General features: G+C 69.3%; 20 protein-coding genes and 3 pseudogenes. 13 read left to right on the forward strand and 10 right to left on the reverse strand.

Annotation, left to right across the window (positions count from 1 at the left end; translation table 11 throughout):
• The first annotated feature begins 1,001 nt into the window (after positions 1 to 1,001).
• Entirely contained in the window at positions 1,002 to 2,405 is a 1,404-nt protein-coding gene (locus tag AB0N07_RS39205) for an IS1380 family transposase (protein WP_365843663.1), read from the forward strand.
• 19 nt (positions 2,406 to 2,424) lie between these two features.
• On the opposite strand, the gene AB0N07_RS39210 is transcribed toward AB0N07_RS39205, so the two are convergent.
• Entirely contained in the window at positions 2,425 to 3,030 is a 606-nt protein-coding gene (locus tag AB0N07_RS39210; RefSeq protein WP_365843665.1) for a transposase family protein, read from the reverse strand.
• Between the two features lie 292 nt (positions 3,031 to 3,322).
• A complete protein-coding gene (locus tag AB0N07_RS39215; RefSeq protein WP_365843667.1) occupies positions 3,323 to 3,892 on the reverse strand; it encodes a hypothetical protein in 570 nt (189 codons plus the stop codon).
• Positions 3,893 to 4,371: 479 nt separating this feature from the next.
• Here AB0N07_RS39215 and AB0N07_RS39220 point away from each other — a divergent pair, with 479 nt between their 5' ends.
• Both AB0N07_RS39220 and AB0N07_RS39225 read left to right on the forward strand, forming a co-directional pair.
• A complete protein-coding gene (locus AB0N07_RS39220) occupies positions 4,372 to 4,905 on the forward strand; it encodes a hypothetical protein (protein ID WP_365843669.1) in 534 nt (177 codons plus the stop codon).
• Positions 4,906 to 5,213: 308 nt separating this feature from the next.
• Positions 5,214 to 6,155, forward strand: coding sequence for a glycoside hydrolase family 6 protein (locus AB0N07_RS39225; protein ID WP_365843671.1), 942 nt, complete (start codon positions 5,214 to 5,216; stop codon positions 6,153 to 6,155).
• Positions 6,156 to 6,295: 140 nt separating this feature from the next.
• On the opposite strand, the gene AB0N07_RS39230 is transcribed toward AB0N07_RS39225, so the two are convergent.
• Both AB0N07_RS39230 and AB0N07_RS39235 read right to left on the reverse strand, forming a co-directional pair.
• Complete coding sequence (locus AB0N07_RS39230) at positions 6,296 to 6,424, reverse strand: hypothetical protein (protein WP_365843673.1); 129 nt, start codon at positions 6,422 to 6,424, stop codon at positions 6,296 to 6,298.
• A gap of 353 nt (positions 6,425 to 6,777) precedes the next feature.
• Positions 6,778 to 7,268, reverse strand: a pseudogene (locus AB0N07_RS39235) (ABC transporter permease); the annotation flags it as partial.
• Positions 7,269 to 7,494: 226 nt separating this feature from the next.
• Here AB0N07_RS39235 and AB0N07_RS39240 point away from each other — a divergent pair.
• Together AB0N07_RS39240 and AB0N07_RS39245 are read left to right on the forward strand one after the other, a co-directional pair.
• Positions 7,495 to 8,756: pseudogene (locus tag AB0N07_RS39240) on the forward strand (IS256 family transposase).
• Positions 8,753 to 9,172: a VOC family protein gene (locus AB0N07_RS39245; RefSeq protein ID WP_365843675.1), complete on the forward strand. Its 420-nt coding sequence runs from the start codon at positions 8,753 to 8,755 to the stop codon at positions 9,170 to 9,172. The pseudogene AB0N07_RS39240 and the gene AB0N07_RS39245 overlap by 4 nt, the downstream one beginning before the upstream one ends.
• Positions 9,173 to 9,197: 25 nt before the next feature.
• On the opposite strand, the pseudogene AB0N07_RS39250 reads toward AB0N07_RS39245, so the two are convergent.
• A pseudogene (locus tag AB0N07_RS39250) lies at positions 9,198 to 9,713 on the reverse strand (ABC transporter ATP-binding protein); the annotation flags it as partial.
• 249 nt (positions 9,714 to 9,962) lie between these two features.
• Here AB0N07_RS39250 and AB0N07_RS39255 point away from each other — a divergent pair.
• The 5 genes from AB0N07_RS39255 to AB0N07_RS39275 all read left to right on the forward strand — a co-directional run bounded on the left by AB0N07_RS39255 (position 9,963) and on the right by AB0N07_RS39275 (position 14,690).
• Positions 9,963 to 11,033: a polyprenyl synthetase family protein gene (locus AB0N07_RS39255; RefSeq protein ID WP_365843677.1), complete on the forward strand. Its 1,071-nt coding sequence runs from the start codon at positions 9,963 to 9,965 to the stop codon at positions 11,031 to 11,033.
• 8 nt (positions 11,034 to 11,041) lie between these two features.
• Complete coding sequence (locus AB0N07_RS39260) at positions 11,042 to 11,557, forward strand: NUDIX domain-containing protein (RefSeq protein WP_365843679.1); 516 nt, start codon at positions 11,042 to 11,044, stop codon at positions 11,555 to 11,557.
• On the forward strand, positions 11,557 to 11,964 hold the full coding sequence (locus AB0N07_RS39265) for a hypothetical protein (protein ID WP_365843681.1): 408 nt from the start codon (positions 11,557 to 11,559) through the stop codon (positions 11,962 to 11,964). The genes AB0N07_RS39260 and AB0N07_RS39265 overlap by 1 nt, the downstream gene beginning before the upstream one ends.
• On the forward strand, positions 11,961 to 13,100 hold the full coding sequence (locus tag AB0N07_RS39270; protein WP_365843683.1) for an NAD(P)-dependent alcohol dehydrogenase: 1,140 nt from the start codon (positions 11,961 to 11,963) through the stop codon (positions 13,098 to 13,100). Before AB0N07_RS39265 ends, AB0N07_RS39270 begins: the two co-directional genes overlap by 4 nt.
• Positions 13,101 to 13,178: 78 nt before the next feature.
• Positions 13,179 to 14,690, forward strand: coding sequence for an aldehyde dehydrogenase family protein (locus tag AB0N07_RS39275; protein ID WP_365843685.1), 1,512 nt, complete (start codon positions 13,179 to 13,181; stop codon positions 14,688 to 14,690).
• Here AB0N07_RS39275 and AB0N07_RS39280 read toward each other — a convergent pair.
• On the reverse strand, positions 14,661 to 15,668 hold the full coding sequence (locus tag AB0N07_RS39280) for a terpene synthase family protein (RefSeq protein ID WP_365843687.1): 1,008 nt from the start codon (positions 15,666 to 15,668) through the stop codon (positions 14,661 to 14,663). The two genes, AB0N07_RS39275 and AB0N07_RS39280, sit on opposite strands and share 30 nt — an antisense overlap.
• Before the next feature lie 191 nt (positions 15,669 to 15,859).
• On the opposite strand from AB0N07_RS39280, the gene AB0N07_RS39285 reads away from it, so the two are divergent.
• Together AB0N07_RS39285 and AB0N07_RS39290 are read left to right on the forward strand one after the other, a co-directional pair.
• Complete coding sequence (locus AB0N07_RS39285; protein WP_365843689.1) at positions 15,860 to 16,198, forward strand: peptidoglycan-binding protein; 339 nt, start codon at positions 15,860 to 15,862, stop codon at positions 16,196 to 16,198.
• Positions 16,199 to 16,236: 38 nt separating this feature from the next.
• A complete protein-coding gene (locus tag AB0N07_RS39290) occupies positions 16,237 to 16,443 on the forward strand; it encodes a M23 family metallopeptidase (protein WP_365843691.1) in 207 nt (68 codons plus the stop codon).
• A 23-nt stretch (positions 16,444 to 16,466) separates the two neighbouring features.
• On the opposite strand, the gene AB0N07_RS39295 is transcribed toward AB0N07_RS39290, so the two are convergent.
• Positions 16,467 to 17,264 carry a maleylpyruvate isomerase family mycothiol-dependent enzyme gene (locus AB0N07_RS39295; RefSeq protein WP_365843693.1) on the reverse strand — a complete coding sequence of 266 codons (798 nt, stop codon included), beginning with the start codon at positions 17,262 to 17,264 and terminating at the stop codon, positions 16,467 to 16,469.
• Between the two features lie 149 nt (positions 17,265 to 17,413).
• On the reverse strand, positions 17,414 to 18,844 hold the full coding sequence (locus AB0N07_RS39300; protein ID WP_365843721.1) for an MFS transporter: 1,431 nt from the start codon (positions 18,842 to 18,844) through the stop codon (positions 17,414 to 17,416).
• 208 nt (positions 18,845 to 19,052) lie between these two features.
• On the opposite strand from AB0N07_RS39300, the gene AB0N07_RS39305 reads away from it, so the two are divergent.
• Positions 19,053 to 19,490 carry a MarR family transcriptional regulator gene (locus AB0N07_RS39305; RefSeq protein WP_365843695.1) on the forward strand — a complete coding sequence of 146 codons (438 nt, stop codon included), beginning with the start codon at positions 19,053 to 19,055 and terminating at the stop codon, positions 19,488 to 19,490.
• 8 nt (positions 19,491 to 19,498) lie between these two features.
• Here AB0N07_RS39305 and AB0N07_RS39310 read toward each other — a convergent pair whose 3' ends face one another.
• Positions 19,499 to 20,302, reverse strand: a complete 804-nt coding sequence (locus tag AB0N07_RS39310; RefSeq protein ID WP_365843697.1) for an SDR family NAD(P)-dependent oxidoreductase — start codon at positions 20,300 to 20,302, stop codon at positions 19,499 to 19,501.
• A complete protein-coding gene (locus tag AB0N07_RS39315; RefSeq protein ID WP_365843699.1) occupies positions 20,299 to 21,306 on the reverse strand; it encodes an NADP-dependent oxidoreductase in 1,008 nt (335 codons plus the stop codon). The genes AB0N07_RS39310 and AB0N07_RS39315 overlap by 4 nt, the downstream gene beginning before the upstream one ends.
• Positions 21,307 to 21,471: the final 165 nt, after the last annotated feature.

Below are 21,471 nucleotides of genomic sequence, written 5' to 3' on the forward strand. Positions count from 1 at the left end.
CCTGATCCACAAGACCGGCCCCGCCACCTACGCCCTCGCCTGCTGACCCGACACGCTCGACACCGACCAGAAGATCCTTAACTTCCCGGCCTTGCCGCAACACCTAGCGCAACACGTTGGCGCAACACCTACCGCAACATCCACTGCAACAGGTTCACGGGCTGACCCGGTGCGGCCGTCAGGTGATGGCAGGGGGCAGGATGCCTGCGAGCACCAGCAGGTCCAGCACCTCATCGAGGGCGTCCCCTCTCACGCGCTGGCCCTCACCCGGCGAGCGCGTAAGGCGGCTGCGTGGCAAAGGTCAACCGCTCCCCCGCCGTGATCTCCCTCATCCCGGCCCCGACCGTACCCCTGCCGCCCGGCCGAGGGAAGTCGGGCACCCCGTGCCGGGGCTCGAAGGAGATCCACTGCCTACGAGGCCCTGGGGATCAGGCGTGCGCTATGTCAGCACGCGCCCGTAAATAGAGAACACCGTCGTCGGATCGGATTCTCGACCCGACGACGGCGGCAGCTGTGTTGACGGCGGCCGATCAGGTCTCTCCGGTGCACACGCTGTGTCCCAAGTCGTCTGACGCACAGGCCTTGACATGGTTGGCGAAGGTTTCAGAAGTGTTCACATCTATCGTCCCGGAGGACCCCTTGTCCCAGGTGCCTGAAACCCAGAGGTCGACGGAGATGTCAGGGTACGGGTTCATTCCTGGTTCGACGCCCTCGCCGTGGATGCCGCCGTTCGACGTGTTGTACCACATGCGGACGGTGAGGGGACCGTCGGACTTTTCGTCAAGCAGGATGAAGCTCTGCGGTGTCGCCGGACGGGCTGTGTGAGCGTCGGCTGCCGTGGCGGCGGTGAATACCCCAGCCGTCGCAAGCAGGACGCTAGCCTCCGCGTTTCACTTGCGGTGGCGTCCGGATCTTGATCGGAAACGCGAAAGTGCCTCCTGAGCTGGGATGATGAGGCTTGTCTAGGGCTTCTATCACCACAGCAAGAAGGCACTTTCTGCGTGCACACTACCGGGTCGCGTCCCAAGCTCGTCGTCTCCGCCGACGGCCGCGGGGTGGTCAGCCATGCCGGATCCCGCCTGCTGGCCGATCTCGCCGATGTCACCGGCCTGACCAGCGCGTTCACGGATGCGCTGCGCAGGCTTCGACCGCGTGGCACCGGGCACGACCCCGGCCGGATCGCGGTCGATCTGGCAGTGATGCTCGCCGACAGCGGCGAGGCGATAGCGGACCTGGCCCTGCTGCGGGACCAGACGGAGGTCTTCGGCCCGGTCGCCTCCACCCCGACCGCCTGGCGCCTGCTGGCCGGCATCGACCCGGCTGCTCTCGCCCGCCTGCGCTCGGCGAGAGCAGCCGCCCGGGAGGTCGCCTGGCTGCAGGCCGCCGAGACCACCGGCGGCATACCCGCGGCCCGCGCCGGAGGCCGCGACCTGCCGGGCCTGGTCCTGGACCTCGATGCCACCCTCGTCACCTGCCACTCGGACAAGGAGCAGGCGGCGGCCACCTACAAACGCGGCTTCGGCTACCACCCGCTGCTGTGCTTCCTGGACAACACCGGCGAAGCCCTGGCCGGGGTGCTACGGCCGGGCAATGCCGGCGCCAACACCGCCGCCGACCACATCACCGTCCTGGACGCGGCCCTGGCCCAGATCCCCGACGCCCACCGCCACGGCACCGACATCCTCATCCGCGCCGACAGCGCCGGAGGCGCGAAAGTCTTCCTCGCCCACGTCCGAGCACTGCGCGAACGGGGTATCCGAACCACCTTCTCCGTCGGATACGCCGTCACCGAACCAGTCCACCGCGCAATCCGGGCCCTGCCCGACCATCTGTGGCACCCTTCACTCGAGCAGGACGGCACCCTGCGGACCGGCGCCGAAGTGGCAGAACTGACCGGCATGGTGGACCTGGCCGACCACCCGGACGGCACCCGGATCATCGTGCGGCGCGAGCGCCCACATCCCGGCGCCCAGCTGTCCTTGTTCGATCTCGACGAGGGCACGCGCCACCAGGTCTTCCTCACCGACACCCCTCACGGCGAAGGCTCCCTGCAGCATCTGGAGGCCCGCCACCGTGCGCACGCCCGCGTCGAGGACCGCATCCGCTGCGGCAAGTCCACCGGTCTCGGCCGCTTCCCCTCCCGCCACTTCGCCATCAACACCGCCTGGCTGGAGCTGGCTCTGACCGCCGTCGACCTACTCACCTGGGCCCAAGTTCTCCTACTGAAGGGCGAATTGGCCTCCGCCGAGCCGAAGAAGCTCCGCTACCGGCTTTTGCATGCAGCCGCCCGCATCACCCGCGGCGGCCGGCGCCTCCACCTGCGGATCTCCGCTACCTGGCCCTGGCGAGACGAACTCGTCGCAGCGTTCACCCGCCTCGCCGCCCTGCCACGGCCAGCCACCTGACCAACAGCACCGTCCCTGCTCACCCACGACCCGAGGAACCGGAGCACCCGACCCGAGCGTCGGGCCCCAGCCATACCCGCTTGACAGCAGGCGGCCAGAACCACGGTCCGCCGCGATCAGCCTGGCTGACCCCTCCCAACCGAAACGCGGAGGCTAGCACCCGTGGTGCACGGTCCGGCACCGCTGACGCCGTCGGCAGCCTGAGTAGCCGCGTCCGGCCCGCGGCCAGCCGCAGCCGACGGCACAGCCGGGCGGCCGGGCGGCCGCCGAGCTCGATCGCGATCGACCTCAGCCAGCCCACCAGCCCGGTGCTGGAACGGCGGTAGCGCGCGGACAGCCCCACCACCTGCTCGACGAACGTCGCGCGGGAACAGCTCCCACGATCGCAGAAGTACCGGCGCACCCGCAGCCGGACTATGACCCGGCGCAAGCCCAACGGCCGCTCATCCAGGCTGCGTTGATACGTGCCGTGTACGCGGCGGGCCTGCTTACGGCAGTTCGGGCACCGGCCCGGACGGGCCATCGACACCGCCTCCACCACCAGGATGCCGGAGGAGTCGCTCACGCGCTCCACCCGCACATCGATCCCGGGAAACAGCACATCCTCAATCGTCTTGCTCGCCACGGCAGGAAGTACGTTGGCGAAACGATCCCGCGTTCCTGCCGCTGACCTGGGGATTCACGGAACTGCGGACAGGCCCTTGAAAATCGCCAGTCCTGCTCTTCGTTCGCCACTCGGTTGAGCGATCAACGAAGGGCCGGGGCCGCCCGCTCGTCGAGTGTGGGGCCGTGACGGCTCGTCAAGGGCGCCTACGGCGTTGCTCCGCGATGAGCTGCGCTCACCCTGGACGGCCCGCCACGTCCCTGATTGCGGCTGGTTATCGGGCGGCCCCTCCCGAGTGGCGTCCGGCCGCAGGTCAGCCGCCTGCGGGTGGGGAATCAAGGTGAGCGACTCTGCGGAGTACCCCGAGCAGGGGTGGCTCCAGCAGGTACTGGTGGGCCCTCTCTTCGGTCGTGCGCGCGTTTCCGTCGAGTTGTCGTACGTGGTGGCCGGCCTGCGCTGCTGCCTGAGCAGCGGCGCAGTCAGCGGGCGCGAGCGCGAGCGCCGCCGTGTTCCAGAGCAGAAGCCCGCGTGTGACGTGGCGTCGGCGCATCCGGGTGTACGCGTCCGTGGTCAGGCCTTGGTGCTGGCACGCCTTGGCCACGACGTACGAGCTGAGCATGTCGCGGACGAGCCGTGACTCGGTCGGGTAGCGCACGGGCAGGGCGGCAGGCTCGGCCTCTGGGGCCGTGGCGGGAGACGGAGGGACGGCTCGGGGATAGAGGCCGGCGTGATTGTGCAGGTCGGCGTAGGCGGTGCGCAGATGGTCGATGCCGGCGCAGCGGGTGGTCGGCAGGTGGAAGCCGTCGTGGGTGACGAGGTCGGTCCCCAACTGGCGTGCGGCGTGGTGAGCCTCGGGGTCGCGCGCTCCTCGTAGGGCGAGCACGTCGTAGAGGGCGCCGAGGTGGACAAGGTGGGCGCGCCTGATCCGGTCGATCTGGTCTTCGCTGTATGCATCGGGATGCTCGTAGGTGGCGTCGCGCTGCAGGTTGGCCCAGCAGGCTGGATCAGGGGCTGGATGAGGGTGGGGGCTTCGGGGCCGATGATGTGGGCGCCCAGGAGCTGCCCGGTGTCGGGGTCGACGAGGAGCCTGGCGGAACCGGTGGTGCCTCACCCCGCCATGGCCGCACCAGGCGCTGACCGGGGCCCGCAGCCGCCCCGAACATCACGTCAACGGCCCCACCGATCCCCCGGTCGACTCCCCCAGCGGCGGGTGCAGCAACCGGATGCCGGGCTCCGAGGATGGAACGGTCAGGTGTCCTGTCCCGCGCGTGCGGTCCACAGCGGTCAGGACCGCTACCGCACGGGCTGCCACCGGAATCGGCGGCGGCCCGCACCCCCACAGCCCCGGGCAGGTGTCGCACCATGGCAGAACGCACAACGTCGATCCCGTCGGACGCACCGCGTGACCGCAGGCGCGTCGGTCGCGCCGCGGTGATGGCTCTCGCCGTCACCGCTTCGGCCCCGGCCGCCCCGGCCGGTGCCGACGGTCCGCGCGCTTCGCAGTGGGCGCCGACCGCCTTCAAGGCCCAGCAGGCAGGGAAGACCTGCAGGGGCACGGGCGTGACGGTCACGTCCCGCCCGCCTTCGCCCGGCCGCGATCCTCGCCACGGCCTCGGGACCGTAGACCCCGCCGCGGCACTCGCGTACCGGCCCGCACCGTCCGCCACCGCCACCGCATCCGACTCCACGGTGCACACCGCCGTACCGGCCACCGACCCGACGGCGAACGGACGGGACAGTGTCGCCGCCCGGTCGGAGGACCCAGCCGCGCTGCTGACCCTGCTGGCGGTGGGAGCGGGCCTCATCGTGCCGACTGCCATCGCATGGCTCCTGATCAGGAGGAGCACCTTCCCTTTCGTCCTTTTCAACCCTTTCGATCTTTTCGACGACGGCTGACGCAGTGGACGGACGGCGCGGAGGCGCCCCCGCCGCCTCCGGCCCGGCGGGGGCGCCGGGCATGGGCCGACGGCCGCCGGGATCCCCGGAACGCGGCCCCGGCGACAGCGTCGACGGCTCCACCGCGTGAGAGCGCACCGCGGGCGGACGGACCGCCTCGCCGACGCCGCGCAATCCGTGACGTCCGGACGGCTCCATCCGTGCGGCGGCCGGTCCACGCCGCTCGCCCCCGGGCGCGCTCCACCACCCCTCCGGGCCGCCGGACGCCCCCACGCGTCCACACGTGGGCGCTGCGGATCCGGGCCCTGATGACCGTTCTCGCCCTGCTCGTCGGTATCACCACGATGACGCCCCTCCTCCCTCCCCTTCCTCCGCGAGCGCCTCTGTTCCCGGCCTCGACGCGCTTCTCCACCGGGCCCGACACCGCCGTCGCGCGGTGGGTGCGCGACCATCCGCGCGACGCCCGGGCCGCAGCCATCACCGAGCACATCAGTTCCCGGCCACAGGCCTCATGGTTCCCGGACCCCGACCCGGCCACGACCGGGAAACAGGTACGCAAGGCCGTCGCAGCGGCCCGGCTCCAGGGCGCCGTGCCGGTCCTCGTCCCGTACGCCGTACCCCGCCGCGACTGCGCCGGACCCGGCACCGGCACTGCCGGCCTCACCGCCTACCGGCAGTGGATCGACGCCTTCGCCCGCGCGATCGGCCCGGCGACCGCCGTGGTCGTGCTCGAGCCCGACTCGCTCGCCCTCATGGACTGCCTCACCTCGCGCGAGCGCCTGGACCGGATCGCCGCCCTGACGTACGCGGGCCGCACCCTGTCCCGCGACGCCCCGAACGCCCACCTGTACTACGACGCCGGCCACTCACGCTGGCACCCCGCCCTCACCATCGCCGACCGGCTCCGGCAGGCCGGAGCCCTGCGGTACGGGGACGGCATCGCCCTCAACGTGTCGAACTTCAACGCGACGGGCGACGAGGCCCGCTACGGCCTCCAGGTCATCCGGGACCTGGGCGCCCCCGACCTGGGCATGGTGATCGACACCAGCCGCAACGGAGCCGGACCGGCCCGGGGCACCCCCTACTGCGACCCGCCCGGCCGCCGCCTGGGCCACACCCCCACCGCCGGCACCGGCCTCGAACGCGTCGACGCCTACCTGTGGGTGAAACCGCCGGGCGAGGCCGACGGATGCGCCGCCGCCCCCGGCACCTTCGACCCCCAGTACGCCTACCTCCTGGCCGTCGAATGACCCCCACCGGCGGTCGCTTCCGCCGCCCTGCCCGGCGCACGGCCACCGCCCCACACAGCCCCCACCTCCAGCGCGCGCCACGCAGCCGCAAGTTCTAGGCTTCGCTCCAGCGGGGGCGGACCCCTGAACCAGGGGATCCGTCAGGCCCACCGTCGCCGGTACTCGATCTGTGTGATCTGGTCGCCGAAGAGCGAGACGGTGTGCCCGGTCCAGTACCGGCGAAAGGACGGCTCGCGCAGCAGGGCGGGTAACCGCCCGGCCGTGCTCACGAGCGCGGCTCTTCTGCCTCGTCCTGCGTCTTCCCGTCGAACTCCCGCGCCGGGTGCCCGAAGTGCACGTACGACACCTGGCGCGCTGTGGCGGGACGCTGTTCTGGATCGTCAGCCCGGCGGATGTACGGCTGAAGCAGCTCCCATATCTTCTCGTCGAGTTCCTTGGGTTCAGCGGCGGTTGGAGTGACCCCCGCAATTCCGACACCTGGGCGTTGGATGCTTTGTCATCCAGGGGAAGTGATCCATGGTGGTGTCGACGGTCAGCCAATTCGGCTCTGTCGGGGATCTTGTTTGCGCCGTGAGGCGCTGTCGGTTCGAGTGGAGGTGAGAGACCTTCGCCAACGCCCTGAGGTGCCGAACCCCACGCCCAGGGCACCGTACGTCAGGGCGGCGCAGAACAATGCGGCGAAGAGCACCAGGGGTTGTCTGGGTGACAGCGTCAGGAACGTGACGGCGGTGGCGTATGCCGAGAGGGCCGCGGCGGACAGGGCGAGAGCCGCCACTTTGGCGAGGACGAGGTGCAACCAGGGGTAGCCGGCCAACGCCAGGCGCCGGTCGAAGCTGCTCCGCTCGAAGGTCGCCGCGAACATCATGAATCCTGCGATCAGGGTGACGGCGTTGAGTGCCCCGCGATCGCGGTCAGTTCGTTCCCTGGAGGGGTCAACCACTGCCCGGTGGCCCGCAGACGCACCGGCGAGGGGGTGTCAGGCATCGCCAGATACGTCAGAGACGTCCATAGAGGCAGGAAGACGGCGACCAGTGTCAGGGCGAACCGATTGCGGGCGTGTTCGATCAGCGCGTATCGAGTGGCGGTGACGAAGAGGGCCAGATGGCCGCTCATGGAGCGTCTCCCGCCCCTGGTCGAAGCAGCCCACTGCTCAGCGTCCACAACTCGTCCAGGCGTTCGGTGTTATAGGCCGGATGAGAGACGACGAGGATCGAACGAGCAATGCTCAAGACCTGTGGATCGAGTTCGGGGAGCACGCGAAGGGCGTACCTTCCCGAGTGATCGATTGATGGTCATCGAGTAGGCCGGTGTTCGCAGCACCGGTCGGGGAGGCACGCCCGTGCTCAGCGTAGTCAACGACGACGGCACCACCGCTACAGTAACGGCTCCGCCCTGATCGACGAGATCGTCAGGGAAGGCGCAAGAAGGATGCTGGCCGCCGCGCTGGAAGCCGAAGTCAACGCCTACATAGCCGAGTTGGCCGACCATCGCGACGAGAACGGTCGGCGGCTCGTGGTCCGTAACGGCTACCACCAGCCCAGGAAGGTCACCACCGCGGCCGGGGTAGTGGAAGTGAGGGCCCCGCGGGTAAACGACAAGCGCGTCGACGAGGCCACCGGCGAGCGCGAGCGGTTTTCCTCGGCGATCCTGCCGCCCTGGTGCCGCAAGTCCCCGAAGATCAGCGAGGTGCTGCCGCTGCTCTACCTGCACGGTCTGTCCTCCGGCGACTTCGTGCCTGCCCTGGAGCAGTTCCTCGGCAACCCGGCCGGACTGTCCCCGGCCACGGTCACCCGGCTGACGACGCAGTGGCAGGCTGACCATGCCGCGTTCATGGAACGCGACCTCGCGGAGGTCGACTACGTGTACGTGTGGGCCGACGGCATCCACCTCAACGTTCGCCTGGAGGAGGCCAAAGCCTGCGTCCTGGTGCTCATCGGAGTCCGCGCCGACGGCTCCAAGGAGCTAGCGGCGCTCAAGGACGGCTACCGCGAATCGGGCGAGTCCTGGGCGGACCTGCTCCGGGACTGCGCCCGCCGGGGTATGCGTGCCCCGGTGCTCGCGGTCGGTGACGGCGCCCTGGGCTTCTGGAAGGCCCTGGCCGAGGTCTTCCCCGCCACCCGCGAGCAGAGGTGCTGGGTTCACAAAACGGCCAACGCCCTGGACGCCATGCCGAAGTCCGCGCAGCCGGGCGCGAAGAAGGCGATCCAGGACATCTACAACGCCGAGGACAAGCAGCACGCCCAAGCGGCGATCAAGACGTTCTCGCAGCTCTTCGGCGCGAAGTTCCCCAAGGCTGTCAAGAAGATCATCGACGACGAGGCCGAACTGCTGGCGTTCTTCGACTTCCCCGCCGAGCACTGGATCCACCTGCGGACCACCAACCCCATCGGGTCGACCTTCTCCACCGTCCGGCTGCGGACCAAGGTCGCCCGGGGTGCGGGCTCCCGCACCGCCGCCCTGGCGATGGTCTTCAAGCTCGTCGAGTCCGCCCAGCAGCGGTGGCGGGCCGTGAATGCACCCCACCTCGTCGCCCTCGTCCGCGCCGGAGCCCGCTTCGAACGCGGCCAGCTCGTCGAACGCCCTGAGGCGGTCGCTGCATGAGCCGGCCGTCGCACGGCATGCTGCATCACGTCGAACTGTGGGTGCCGGACCTCCATCGCGCGCTCGCCTCGCTCGGCTGGCTGCTGGAGGCACTGGGGTATGCCCTCTTCCAGAGCTGGAAAGGCGGACGCAGCTGGCGGGTCGGGCCGACCTACCTGGTCATCGAGCAGTCGCCGGCCCTCACCGCGGAAGAGCACGACCGCTGCCGCCCAGGGCTGAACCACCTGGCCTTCCACGTCGAAGACGCCACCACGGTCGAGAAGCTGGTGGCCGATGCCGCCCAGCACGGCTGGCACCTGATGTTCCCCGAACAGCATCCCTCCGCCGGCGGCGGACAGCACTACGCCGCCTACCTGGAGAACGACGACGGCTTCGAAGTCGAACTCGTCGCGATCAACTCACCTGAACGAAAGTGAGATCAACCGGTCCACAGGTCTTGACGATTACTCGGATCGAACGGCCGGCATCCCGCAACTGTGCGGCGAGTGCCCAGAACCTGCGATAGGTGTCCCAGTCGAAGCCCTGGTACGGCTCGTCCAGTAGCAGCACCTTGGGGTCATGCATGAGGGCCAGGGTGAGATTGAGTTTCTGCCGGGTTCCCCCGCTGAGTTCGCCGACCCGTTCATCGATATGGGCTGCCAACCCCAGGACACTCATGATCTCCTCGGCGTGGCGGACATGGGTGAGGCGAAAGGCCGTCTTGAAGAAATGGAGGTGCTGTCGAACGGTCAGCGCGTCGTTGAGGACTGTGCGCTGAGGGCAGTAGCCGAAACGGCCGCTGTGGTGGACGGTTCCGTGACTCGGTCGAAGTTCACCGGCGAGGATCTTCAGCAACGTGGTCTTTCCCGCACCGTTCTCCCCGACGATTACCGCGAGGACTCCAGCGCGCAAGTGGAGGTCGACGCCCCGTAGGACTGTACGCCGACGGTAGGAGTGACGTACATCTTCGACCTCCACCGAGCACCTCCCGTGAGCACCTGCAGCCAGCAGCGACTCAGGTCATCGGACCAAAGGAATCTTTGTCCCTGATTCGTCTCTCCCCGTATTCACGCACCGAGTCAACGGGGCGCGCGATGAACCCATCGTCCGCCTGCGCCCCGGAATACCGCACCGGCGTGCACCTGACGATTATCCGACTGATTGTCCGTCCAGTTTGACGCCACCGCTCCGTGAGAATGCCGTACCGCGATGACTCGGGAGGTTCATATGGTCGCGCCGCCAACGGCTTCGCAGCAGTTCGACATGACCGCACTCCGGCTCACCGTGGAGGACGCTCTCCTCGAATTCCTCCAGCGGAAGGCATGCGGTCCGGACGGTCCATTGTTGGGGAAAATGTTCGACGTGCTCCGGGATTTTATCGGGGGCGGCGGCAAGAGGGTACGACCGCTTTATTGCTGCCTCGGCTGGAGTTCTGTGGGGAACGCCCCGCTCGGCTCGACGGTGCTTCGCGCTGCCGCGGGGCTTGAGTTGTTCCACACATTCGCACTCGTGCACGACGATGTGATCGACGGGTCGGAACGCCGGCACGACCGCCCGACCGCCCACCATGCCTTCGCGGCCCACGGGCCCCGGGAGCGAGCCGCGTGGTTCGGGGAGAGTGCGGCCGTTCTGCTGGGGGACCTGTGCGAGGTCTGGTCAGCCGAACTGCTGGGAGGCCTGGGGGACGGCGCGAAACAAGCAGTGGTCCGGGACATTCTGGATCGCATGCGTGGCGAGCTGGTCCTTGGCCAGTACCTCGATCTGCTCGCCTCGGGTGACGACTGCGGCAGTGTGGAGAATGCGCTGCGGGTAATCCACTACAAGACCACGAAGTACACCGTGGAGCGCCCGATGCAGATCGGTGCCGCCCTGGCAGGCGCCGACCCGGCGCACCTCGACGCCTGTGCCGCCTACGCCCGGCCGCTGGGCGAGGCCTTCCAAATGTACGACGACCTGGAGGACGTGGTCATCGACGGCGGTGGAGGGGGCACCGACGGGCGTGATCTGCGGGAGGGCAAGCACACGGTGGTCCTGGCACTGGCCATGCAGCACGCCCGGCCTCAGGCGGCGGAACGCCTGCGCAAGCTGGTCGGCAACCCCTCCCTGAGCGAGCAGGACCTGGCGGAGGCGCGGGCGTTGATCGCCTCGACGGGAGCGCCGGACATGGTCAGGCGGATGGTTCTGGAACGCCGCCAAGAGGCCCTGGCCATCCTGGATGACGCTCCCTTCCATCCTGTCGCCAAGGAGGCCCTCAGGCGGCTCACGGACCTCGCCGTGCCCGGGGTCCGGCAGTGGTGAGGCCCCTGGTGACCGACGCGGGCGAGCAGGTGGAACTGGAGCAGGTCGAGCAGGTCGACAACGACGATCGTGTGCTGCGGATCGTGCGGCGTGACGACGCAGTGCGCGAGGGCTGGCTGCACCGGGTGGCCGGTGTGGTGTGCCGGGACACCCAGGGGCGGGTGCTGGTCAACCGGCGGTCGGCGGACGTGCCGTGGTTCGCCGGCAAGTACGCGCCACTGATCGCCGGAGCGGTGCGGCCCGGGGAGAGCTATGTGCATGCCGCGTGCCGTGAGCTGCGTGAAGAACTCGGGGTCGAGGCCTCGGTGCGGTACTTGTTCAAGTTCATCTGCTCGGGCGCCGTCGGCCCGTACTGGTTCGGGATTCACGAGGCGGTACTGACCGACGCCGTGGTGCCGGACTCGCGGGAGATCGCGTGGAGCGGCTGGCTGACGCTCGCCGAGTTCCGGAGCGCGGCCACCTGCTGGCCGCTCGTTCCGGATGCCGGGGAGGCATTCGAGCGCTACCTCACGAGGGGTGAATGATGCCTTACTTCGACAACGCGTCCGAGGTCTACCAGTACCTCGGCGGAGTGTTCCGGACGGCGGACTCCCACCCGGAGGTAGGTCCCCGGCTGCGCGCCTCCCGACTCACCTTCCGCATCGACTACTTCTCTCCGGCGGCCACCCTGACGGTCCGGATGCTGCCGGAGGGGATCGAGGTCGTCGAAGGAGCGACGGACGTGCGCCCGGACGTGCGGTTGACCATGTCCGCCGACAACGGTGACCGTTTCTGGCGCGGTGAGTACAACGCCGCGGTCGGCCTCGCCACGGGCGAGGTCCGGGCCCGGGGTCCGGTGAGCAAGCTTCTCGGTCTGTTGCCCCTGGCCAAGCCGGTCTTCCCGCTCTACCGGGAGATGATCGCCGCCAAGGACCGGAAGACCGGGCGATGAAACAGCCCCTGAGCGCGCCTGGGACCGTGACCGCGACGGTCGCCCTGCAGCACACAGCCGGCGGACCCTTGTCTCTGGAATCCGTGGAACTCGGCCCGTTGGCCACTGACGAGATCCTCGTCCGGACGGCCGGGGTGGGCGTGTGCCACACGGACTGGACGGCGGCGGCCGGCAAGGTACCGCTGCCGACGCCCTTCGTCCTCGGGCACGAAGGCGCCGGGACCGTGACGGCGGTGGGTGCGAAGGTGAGCACACTGGCCGTCGGCGACAAGGTCGTGTTGAGCTTCGACGCGTGCCGGTCCTGCCCGCAGTGCACGGCAGGCCATCCCGCGTACTGCGTCCTGTCCGCCGCCCTGAACTACACCGGCACCCGGCCGGACGGCACGACGACGATGGGCCTCAAGGGGCAGCCAGTGCACGGCAGTTGGTTCGGACAGTCCTCCTTCGCCACCCATGCCGTCGCCAGCGTCCGCAACGCCGTCAAGGTCCCGGTCGGCGCGGACGGCCCGCCCCTCGACATCCTGGGTCCGCTCGGCTGCGGCCTGTTGACCGGCGCCGGGACCGTCTTCCGCGTCCTGCGCCCACGGCCGCAACAGAGCATTGTTGTCTTCGGGCTGGGCACGGTCGGGCTCAGCGCCGTCATGGCCGCAGCCGTGGCCGGGTGCGATCCGCTCATCGGCATCGACCCCAATCCTCTCCGCCGCCGCACGGCAGAGGCCCTGGGGTGCACGCACACCCTCGACCCGGCCGCCACGGAGGACATCGCGTGGTCCCTCGCGGAGATCACCGGCCTGGGAGCCGACTTCACGGTCGACACGGTCGGCTCCGGGACGGTCGTCCGCCAGGCGCTGGAAGCCCTGCGCACTCCCGGCTCCTGCGCGACGCTCGGCCTGCAGGCCCTGGAGAACGACATCACCATCGACCAGGGCCACCTCCTGATGGGCCGCACCCTGACCGGCGTGATCGAAGGGGACGCGGAGCCGCGCGTCCTCATCCCCCACCTGATCGACCTGTGGCACCAGGGGCGCTTCCCGTTCGACCGGCTCGTCGAGCGTTTCCCGTTCCATCGCGTCGAGGACGCCGTGGAGGCGGCCCGCACCGGGAAGGTCGTCAAGCCCGTCCTCGTCTTCGACTGATCGGACGGCCGGCGCCCGCTTCCCGCCCCCATCCGCACCACTACCATGCCCACGACCGAACGGCCAGGAGGCCCGCCAGTGCAGGAAGTTCCGCACGCCCTGATGCACATCGACGGAAAGTGGATCGACACACCGGAGCGCTACGAGATCCGCAACCCGGCGACGGAAGAACTCGTGGCAACCCTCGCCAAAGGCCGCAGTGAGCACGCAGACCAAGCGGTCGCCGCCGCGCGGTCGGCGTACGAGGACAGGACCTGGCGCGCCACACCGCCCGCCGACCGGGCAGCGGTGCTGCGCGAAGCGACCGACCGGCTGGTACGGCGTTCACAAGAGCTGACCCAGATGCAGGTCAGGGAGAACGGTGCTCCCGTGCGTCTTGCCGAGGCACTGCACATCGGGACGTCGCTGGCCCATCTCCGCTATCAGGTCGGCCTGGTGGAGCGCTACGACTTCGAACGGCCATCGGCCCTGGTCTCGCCCGTGTTGGCGGCCGGGCTGGTCCGGCGCGAGCCCCTCGGTGTCTGCGCCGCCATCGTGCCGTGGAACTTCCCGCTCGTGCACGCGGGCTGGAAGGTCATCCCGGCACTGGCCGCGGGCAACAGCGTCGTCATCAAACCCGACGAGCGGGCCCCGCTCACCATCGTGGAGCTCGTACGCGAACTCGAAGCCGCGGGCCTCCCGCCCGGAGTCCTCAACCTCGTCACAGGTGACGGCCCCGAGGTCGGGGGCCGGCTCGTCGAGCACCCGGACGTCCGCAAGGTCGGTTTCACCGGCTCTACCCGTGTCGGCCACGACGTGCTGCGCCGAGCCTCGGGCGGCTTCAGGCACCTCACTCTGGAGCTGGGAGGCAAGTCGGCCAACATCGTCCTCGAGGACGCCGATGTGACGACCGCCGTGGACGGGGCACTCTTCGCGTGCATGGCCTACTCGGGTCAGATCTGCGCGGCCGGGACCCGTCTCCTGCTCCCCGAGTCCCTGCACGACGCGTTCGTGCACCAGTTGGCCGAGCGGGCCAGGACGCTGCGCATCTCCGACCCGCTGGACCCGCTGACCGACCTGGGCCCGCTCATCTCACGGGAAAACCGGGATCACGCGCTGGCCTGTGTGGCCTCCGCCGTCGACCAGGGCGCCCGCATCGTCCACGGTGGCAAGGTGCCGTCCGGTCCGATGTTCACCCGCGGACACTGGATGGAGCCCACCATCCTCACCAACGTCACCCCGGACATGCGGATCGCCCAGGACGAGATCTTCGGGCCAGTCCTCGCGGTCATGCGCTACCGCACGGTCGAAGAAGCCGTGGAGATCGCCAACAGTACCCAGTACGGTCTGGCCGCCGGTATCTGGAGCCGCGACAACCAAGCCGCACTCGACATCGCCGAGCGCCTGGAAACCGGCGTCGTGTGGATCAACGACTGGTACGCGCTCCCGCCCCACTTCCCCCTCGGCGGCTGCAAGGAGAGCGGGATCGGCCGGGAGAGCGGCGAGCACGCCCTCGACGAGTACACACAGCCGAAGGCCGTCTCGATCGACCTCTCCGGCGGGGTGGAGGCCAGGCTGTATTCACTGCTGCTCGGTACGCAGTCCCCCTGAGGCCTGCCCAGTCTGGTCCCACCACCACGAGATGCTCGGATACGGCAGCGGATCGGCGTCGTCGCTCGAAGGCCGGTCCGACCAGCAGCCGGAGAGCGCGGCGACACCACTGCCCGCCGTCGCGCTCGAGGACGCCCCCGTATGGCGCGGAGCCGTCAGCCCCCATTCCACGTGCCCCCTCAGGGCCTGGCCCAACTGCCCCAGAACGTAGCGCAGCGGCACCGGTGCGCCGACCAGCAGTTCTTCCCGCAGCCTCAGGAACAGCCGCATGACACGGTCCCGCACCTTCATCGTCTCCTCGACGGCATCCTGCACGCAGAGCCCCCGCGTCACTTGCAGAACATTGATCAGGTTCAGGTCGTGCACGGATTCCTTGCGGTAGGAGAACAGGTCGTTGTCGAGAGCGCCGACCATTCCGGCGCTCTCCAGGCAGGCCAGCACAGCCGGGGACTGCCACGCATCGTCCGTCAGCGGCTCGGCCCCGCACATTTCGATGAGCACGATGGTCAGATGGCCCGCCACGTCGTCCAGCCGAATGGACATGTACTGGTCCTCGGTGAGCGCGCCGAGACCGTGCAGAGCGTTGATGCCGCGTACAGCACCCGCGAAGCAGCGCCTCATCTCGTGGGTCAGTCGGCCGACCCGGCCCGGTGTGCTCTCCTTCCTGAGCCGGTTCATCACGTCGACGAGGGCCAGCGTGTAAGGGTCATCCGCCCCGGTGACCCGGTAGCCGGGCGATTCCATCACCCGCATGACGCGTCCCGCCTGCTCGATGATCCCGCTGAACCCGCCTGCCGACGGAGAGCCGTCGAAGAGCAGATCCTCGGCGAGCAGCACCAGATGAGCAAAGCATGTCAGCGTCCGGAAGACGTCCTCGTTCTCCGGCCGCGGAACCAGCCAACCCATCAGACGGTGCACCTCCGCCTCCCGGATCCGGGCGAGTGTCGTCGGGTCGCCGCACAGCCCGTGAGACGTCATCCACTTCACGGCTTCAACCCCTGCCGCATCGGCGAGAGGGCTGCACGCTGCTGGCAGAGGGCAGTAGAACGGCGGAAGGGTGAACTCGCGCGAATTCTGCATGGCCATTAGCGTCCCGTCGCCGGCTCGGCGACGGCAGAGCGCACGAGATCACTTGGTTGATTAGTGATACCAACGTGTACCACCACGGGTTGCGCCGACATTACTGTAACGAGGAGGTACGCACCGTACAGAAAGCCCTGATCAGCCGGGGCCGCAAGATCCCCGACGGCCCCACCGGCTTCGTCGGCGAACAGACCAGAGCCGCCTACCGCGCCGAACAACTCGCCCAGGGCTTCAAAGGAACCGACGCCGACGGCAACCCCGGCTGCACCTCCCCCACCATCCTCGGCCACCACGTCCATTTCCAGGTCGACTGCAGGACCGCAGCACCCTCCCTTCCCCGTGCGGGCACTCCCGGCAGGAAACAGGTGCCGTCGCCCGTGCCCGGGCACAAGGTCACCTTCGGCTTCTACGCACGTGGTTCGTAGGCCTGGAAGCCAGAACCGGACGGGAAGGCCGACGGGCAATGGATCGGGCTGCAGCGGACAACGGCCGCATCTCCACCTACTGCCATCTCTCGGAACGGCAGGTGAAGGCCGGTCAGAAGGTCAGTGCCGGAAGGCAGCTCGGCAAGGTCGGCGCCACCGGCAACGCGACCGGGCCGCATCTGCACTTCGAGATGTCGAAGGGCTCCACCTGGTCCTACGGCGGTGTCGCCAGGCCCAGTCGGTGAGCGTATGAGGGGCCGGCGCCTTCTCAGAACGCGGAGTTGGCGAACCAGTGGGTCAGCAAGTGCTCGTCGCCCTCGTGGGCGAAGGCCTCTGCCTGGTAGGGCAGTCGGCCGTAGGCGAGGAGGAGCAGGTTGGCCGCGGTTCCCTGGACGGTCGCGGCAGTGGGGGCCGCGGTCGGGTGGGCCGGGTCGAGCCCGAAGCCGTCGGGCCGCAGGCGGACGACCCAGGCGTCGTCCCCGTCGGTCGTGCGGAAGCGGATGGTCGTGTCGGAGCCACGGAGGTCGGCCACCTTGGGCGCGAAGAAGGTGGCGAAGGGCAGATTGACGAGGAACTCGTCGATCCCGTCGACCGCGACCGGGCGGTCGATCGCGGGCCGGAGTCCGAGTGCGACCTCGGCGTCGGCCCGGTGCAGCAGCGTCTCGAAGAGCATCCGGCGTGCCCAGAATCGGGCGTGCTGGTCGGCACCCCAGGCCCACATCGGCAGGTCCGGGTCGGTGGCCGCGAAGGCGTCCGCGGCCACGGTCGCGCTCTCGGCCAGCCAGTCGATGTATCCGTCCTCCTGGTCGGGGAGCTGAAGGTCCACGTCACGCGTGCGCGGGGGTTCCTGGATGCGGGCCCGCAGCAGGACCGAGAACCAGCGGTGGACGCTGCCCGTGTGCCTGACCAGGTCGGCCAGCGTCCAGCCGGGACAGCTGGGCACCGCCGTGGCCAGGTCGGAGTCCTTGACCGCTGCGACGAACCGGGCGGTCTCCGCCGCGACCGCGGTGCGGTGATCGACCGAGGTGGCAGCGGGTGGGTGCTGGGGGTGGTCGGACGTCGTCATCGTGACATGCCTTTCGGAGACTGCGGGGTCAAGCAGACGGCTGGGTGGGGACTGCTTTGTGGTGGCTGAACCTTTCGATGATTCCGGACGGCGGCAACGCCTGGAGACAGCGTCAGAGCCTGAAGGCGGCGGCAGCGCCTGAAGCACGGTCACACAAGCTCGGCACCGGCCTCCGCCTGCGCAAGCCCCGCCGTCGAGGAGTCCGCGACCTTCCTCGGCACGGACGTACGAGGGGCGTGCGACGACTTGATGCCGACGAGGGCCACGGCGACGACCAGGCCGAAGGCCGCCCCGGCGATCACGAAGGTCGTCGTGAACTGGCTCTCCTGCGGCAGTGCGGGCCCTCCGCCCGGCAGCGGGATGGTCTTCGACGCCAGCAGCGAGGTGATCACCGCGCTTGCGACGGCGCTGCCGACCGAGCGGGAGATGGAGTTGATGCCGTTGGCGATGCCGGACTGGTGCGCGGGCACACCGGCGACGATGAGAGCGGGCATGGCGGCGTAGCCGAAGCTGATCGCCAGGCCGATGACCATGCCGGCGCCGATCACCGAGGCCGTCACATCATGCGCGACGCTCAGCCACGTGAAGCCGAGCACTCCGAGGCAGGCCCCGGCGGCCAGAGTGAAGCGCGCGCCGAGCCGGCGCACCAGGACCCCCCCGAACTGGGCGCCCACGAGCGAGACGAGTGTGGTCGGCAGCAGATACACGACGGACGCTTCGAGCACGGAAGCGCCGAAGCCGTAGCCGACGACGCCTTCCGGCATCTGGACGAGGTACGAGACACCGATGAACTGGGCGAACATCGCGAAGCCCAGCAGCAGCCCGGCCAGGTTGGTGAAGAGAACGGGCCGGTGGACGAACATCTTCATGTCCACCATGGGTTCCTTGACCCGGCGCTCGGCGACGACCCACACCACCGCCATGAGGACGGCCCCGGCGAAGGAGCCGAGCGTACGGCCGGACGTCCATCCCCACTCGTGTCCCTGCGAGACCGGCAGAAGCAGCAGCACCAGCAGCATCGCCAGGGTGCCCGCGCCCAGCCAGTCCGTGCGCCCGCCCGTGGTCGTCCGGGAAGCGGGCACGGTGAACAGCACGCCCGCCAGGGCCATCACCGCGAGCACGACCGCGAGCCAGAAGACCCGGTGGTAGTCGGGGTCGGAGCCGCGGGTGAGGAGCCCGGCGCCGACCAGCGCGAGTCCGCTGCCGAACGCGAGCGTGCCGCTGACCAGGGCCATGGCGCCGTGCAGCTTCTCCGGCCTGATCTCCTCACGCAGGATGGACAGAGCGAGCGGGAAGATCGCGGTGGCCGCACCCTGCATCGCTCGGGCGACGATCAGCCACGTCAGCGAGGTGGTGGTGGCGGCGAGCACCGAGCCCGCGATCATCACGAGCAGCACGCCCACGAGGGTGGGCTTCTTGCCGTGCTGGTCGCCGAAGCGGCCGAGCAGCGGTGTGAAGACCGCGGCCGACAGAAGCGTGGCGGTGGTCACCCAGCTGACGTTGGCCGTGGTCGCCCGCAGGTCGCTCTGGATGATTCCCAGGATCGGGACGACGAGCGTCTGCATCATCGAGACGACCATCGCGGCGAGGCCTAGCACCAGGACGACCGCAGTGTCTGCTGACTGTCTCCGGGGGGCCGTCTGCTGCGCGTGAGGCACGGATCTCTTCCCTACGTGATCGCTCGACGAACTACTTGAGAACATCGAAGCTTGAGAACTTCAAGTAATGGGGGAGACCGTAGCCATCGATATTTGAGATCGTCAAGTTTTCCGGCGTAAGGTGACGCTCATGACAGCACCTTCTCGCGTCGACACCTCCCGGCTCATGGAGCTGCTCTCGGTGTCCCTGGCTGCCTACTACGGCGACTTCACGGTCGCCGCCGCGAGCGAGAACCTCACGGCCAGCCAGGGCAAGACGCTGAACGTGCTGCGCCGGGGGCCCGCCTCCATGAGCACGCTGGCCACCACGCTGACCTGCGACGCCTCCAACATGACCGGAATCGTCGACCGGCTGGAGAAGCGCGGCCTGGTGCGCCGCGAGCCGAGCCCCTCCGATCGGCGCGTCAAGAACGTCCTGCTCACCGAGGAGGGCGAGCAGGTCATCGACGTGATCCGCGGCAAGATGAACAAGACGCTGGCCGGGCTGAGCAGACTCAGCGAGCAGGAGCAGGACACCTTGTACACACTGCTCGAGCGCGCGTTCGCTTCTCAGCCCACCACCGCCTGACGGTCTTCTCAGACGCCGACAGACTCGCCGGGACCGGGGACCGTACGGAACCGGAACGGCTCCGGATCGCGGCCGGGCTGGATGAACCAGCACTCCCCCGTGCCGTCTCCGGTGAGGATCCGCAGCACGGTGTCCGCCACAACCTCGGCCGGAATGACCGACAGCCCCTGCTTGGAGAGCATGTCGCGCAGCGGATCGATGATCCGCGACTCCGCGAAGCCGGGGCAGACGGCGTTGAAGCGCACGTTGTCCGCCGCGAGAGCCGGCCCCAGGGAGCGGGCAAGCCCTACCACCGCGTGCTTGTTGGCCGCGTACAGAGGATCGAGCGGTACGGCGGCCAGGCCCGCCAGGGACGCGGTCGCCACGATGGCCCCTCCCCCGCGGGCCCGCAGCGCCGGCAGCACCGCATGGGTTCCGAAGACCACGCCGTCGAGGTTGGCTCCCATCGCGCGACGGTAGCGTGCCAGGTCGAAGTCCTCACCGACGCCGCATCCGGTCGCCACCCCGGCGTTGAGCACGGCGATGTCGATGCCGCCGTACTGCTCCTGGGCGAAGTCCACCAGCGCGCGGTTGGCGTCGGGATCGGAGACGTCGCAGGCGCGGAAACGGCCGCCGACCATGTCGGCCACCTCGCGGCCGCCCCGCGCGTCGAGGTCCGCGACGACCACGCGTGCCCCCGCCTCCGCCAGCGCCAGTGCCGTGGCCCGGCCCAGTCCACTGGCACCGCCGGTGACGATCGCCACCTTGCCCTGGAGCGCTGCGCCCTCCGCCTGTCCCGGCCGGGCGGCGACGGCGCTCTCGACGGCCGTCATGCCAGCTCCAGGACGAGCTTGCCGACGTTCTCCCCGCGGAAGAGCATCCCCAGCGTCTCGGGGAAGTCGTCCACGCTCCCCTTCACCACGTGCTCCTTGACCTTGATGCGGCCGGCCCCGATCCAGGCGGAGATCTCCTGCGCCGCCTGCGCGTAGCGCTTGGCGTAGTTGAAGACGACGAAGCCCTCCATGCGGGCGCGGCGCACCAGCAGCGAGAGGTAGTTGGAGGGGCCCTTGACCGGCGTGGCGTTGTTGTACTGGCTGATCGCGCCGCAGACCACGACCCGCGCGTGCATTGCCAGACGCGTCAGGGCCGCGTCGAGGATGTCCCCTCCGACGTTGTCGAAGTAGACGTCGATGCCGTCGGAGGCCTCCCGGCGCAGCGCCTTCCTGACGTCCTCGGCGCGGTAGTCGATGGCCGCGTCGAATCCCAGCTCGTCGACGAGCATGGCACACTTCTCCGGGCCTCCGGCGATGCCCACGACCCGGCAGCCCTTGGCCTTCGCGATCTGGCCGGCGATCGTGCCGACCGCCCCGGCCGCCCCCGACACCACGACGGTCTCACCGTCCTTCAGCGCCCCGACGTCCAGCAGACCGAAGTAGGCGGTCATGCCGGGCATGCCCAGCGCGCCGAGATACGTCGAGGGCGGGGCGAGGGAGGTGTCGACCTTCAGGGCACCCTTGCCGTCGGAGACCACGTACTCCTGGACGCCGAACGTGCCGACCACGTGATCGCCCGGCTGGAAGTCGGGGTGATTCGACGCGGTGACCTCGATGACCGACCCGGCGCGCATCACCTCGCCGATGCCCACCGGCGGCAGGTAGGAGGGACGGTCGTCCAGCCAGCCCCGCATCGCCGGGTCCAGGGAGATGACGCGCGTCCGGCCCGCGAATCGGCCCGGGCCCGGCTCGTCGACGGGCCCTGAGAAGTGCTCCCAGTCCTCGGGCTTGGCCTCGCCCACGGGGCGGGCTGCCAGACGGATCTGGCGGTTGGTCGCAGACATCGCGCCTCCTGTCGTTCACGGCCTCCGGCGCAGGGTACCGACCAGTAGGTATGTCTGGTGCATGATGTTCGCCACACGCCGGCGCGCCGCCCGCCGATCTCCACCCCGAGAGCCGTACCGACCTCGAAACGTGACCCACGAGGCCTTATAGGCATTCCAACCGGT

The sequence above is a fragment of the Streptomyces sp. NPDC051172 genome (assembly GCF_040682555.1).
Lineage (GTDB): Bacteria > Actinomycetota > Actinomycetes > Streptomycetales > Streptomycetaceae > Streptomyces.

Coding starts and splice junctions, on each gene's coding strand:
- AB0N07_RS39245 (WP_365843675.1), top strand. CDS start 8,753: ATGAGCCGGCCGTCGCACGGCATGCTGCATCACGTCGAACTGTGGGTG.
- AB0N07_RS39265 (WP_365843681.1), top strand. CDS start 11,557: ATGCCTTACTTCGACAACGCGTCCGAGGTCTACCAGTACCTCGGCGGA.
- AB0N07_RS39310 (WP_365843697.1), bottom strand. CDS start 20,302: ATGACGGCCGTCGAGAGCGCCGTCGCCGCCCGGCCGGGACAGGCGGAG.
- AB0N07_RS39255 (WP_365843677.1), top strand. CDS start 9,963: ATGGTCGCGCCGCCAACGGCTTCGCAGCAGTTCGACATGACCGCACTC.
- AB0N07_RS39225 (WP_365843671.1), top strand. CDS start 5,214: ATGACCGTTCTCGCCCTGCTCGTCGGTATCACCACGATGACGCCCCTC.
- AB0N07_RS39300 (WP_365843721.1), bottom strand. CDS start 18,844: ATGGTCGTCTCGATGATGCAGACGCTCGTCGTCCCGATCCTGGGAATC.
- AB0N07_RS39305 (WP_365843695.1), top strand. CDS start 19,053: ATGACAGCACCTTCTCGCGTCGACACCTCCCGGCTCATGGAGCTGCTC.
- AB0N07_RS39290 (WP_365843691.1), top strand. CDS start 16,237: ATGGATCGGGCTGCAGCGGACAACGGCCGCATCTCCACCTACTGCCAT.
- AB0N07_RS39315 (WP_365843699.1), bottom strand. CDS start 21,306: ATGTCTGCGACCAACCGCCAGATCCGTCTGGCAGCCCGCCCCGTGGGC.
- AB0N07_RS39270 (WP_365843683.1), top strand. CDS start 11,961: ATGAAACAGCCCCTGAGCGCGCCTGGGACCGTGACCGCGACGGTCGCC.
- AB0N07_RS39280 (WP_365843687.1), bottom strand. CDS start 15,668: ATGACGTCTCACGGGCTGTGCGGCGACCCGACGACACTCGCCCGGATC.
- AB0N07_RS39295 (WP_365843693.1), bottom strand. CDS start 17,264: ATGACGACGTCCGACCACCCCCAGCACCCACCCGCTGCCACCTCGGTC.
- AB0N07_RS39220 (WP_365843669.1), top strand. CDS start 4,372: ATGGCAGAACGCACAACGTCGATCCCGTCGGACGCACCGCGTGACCGC.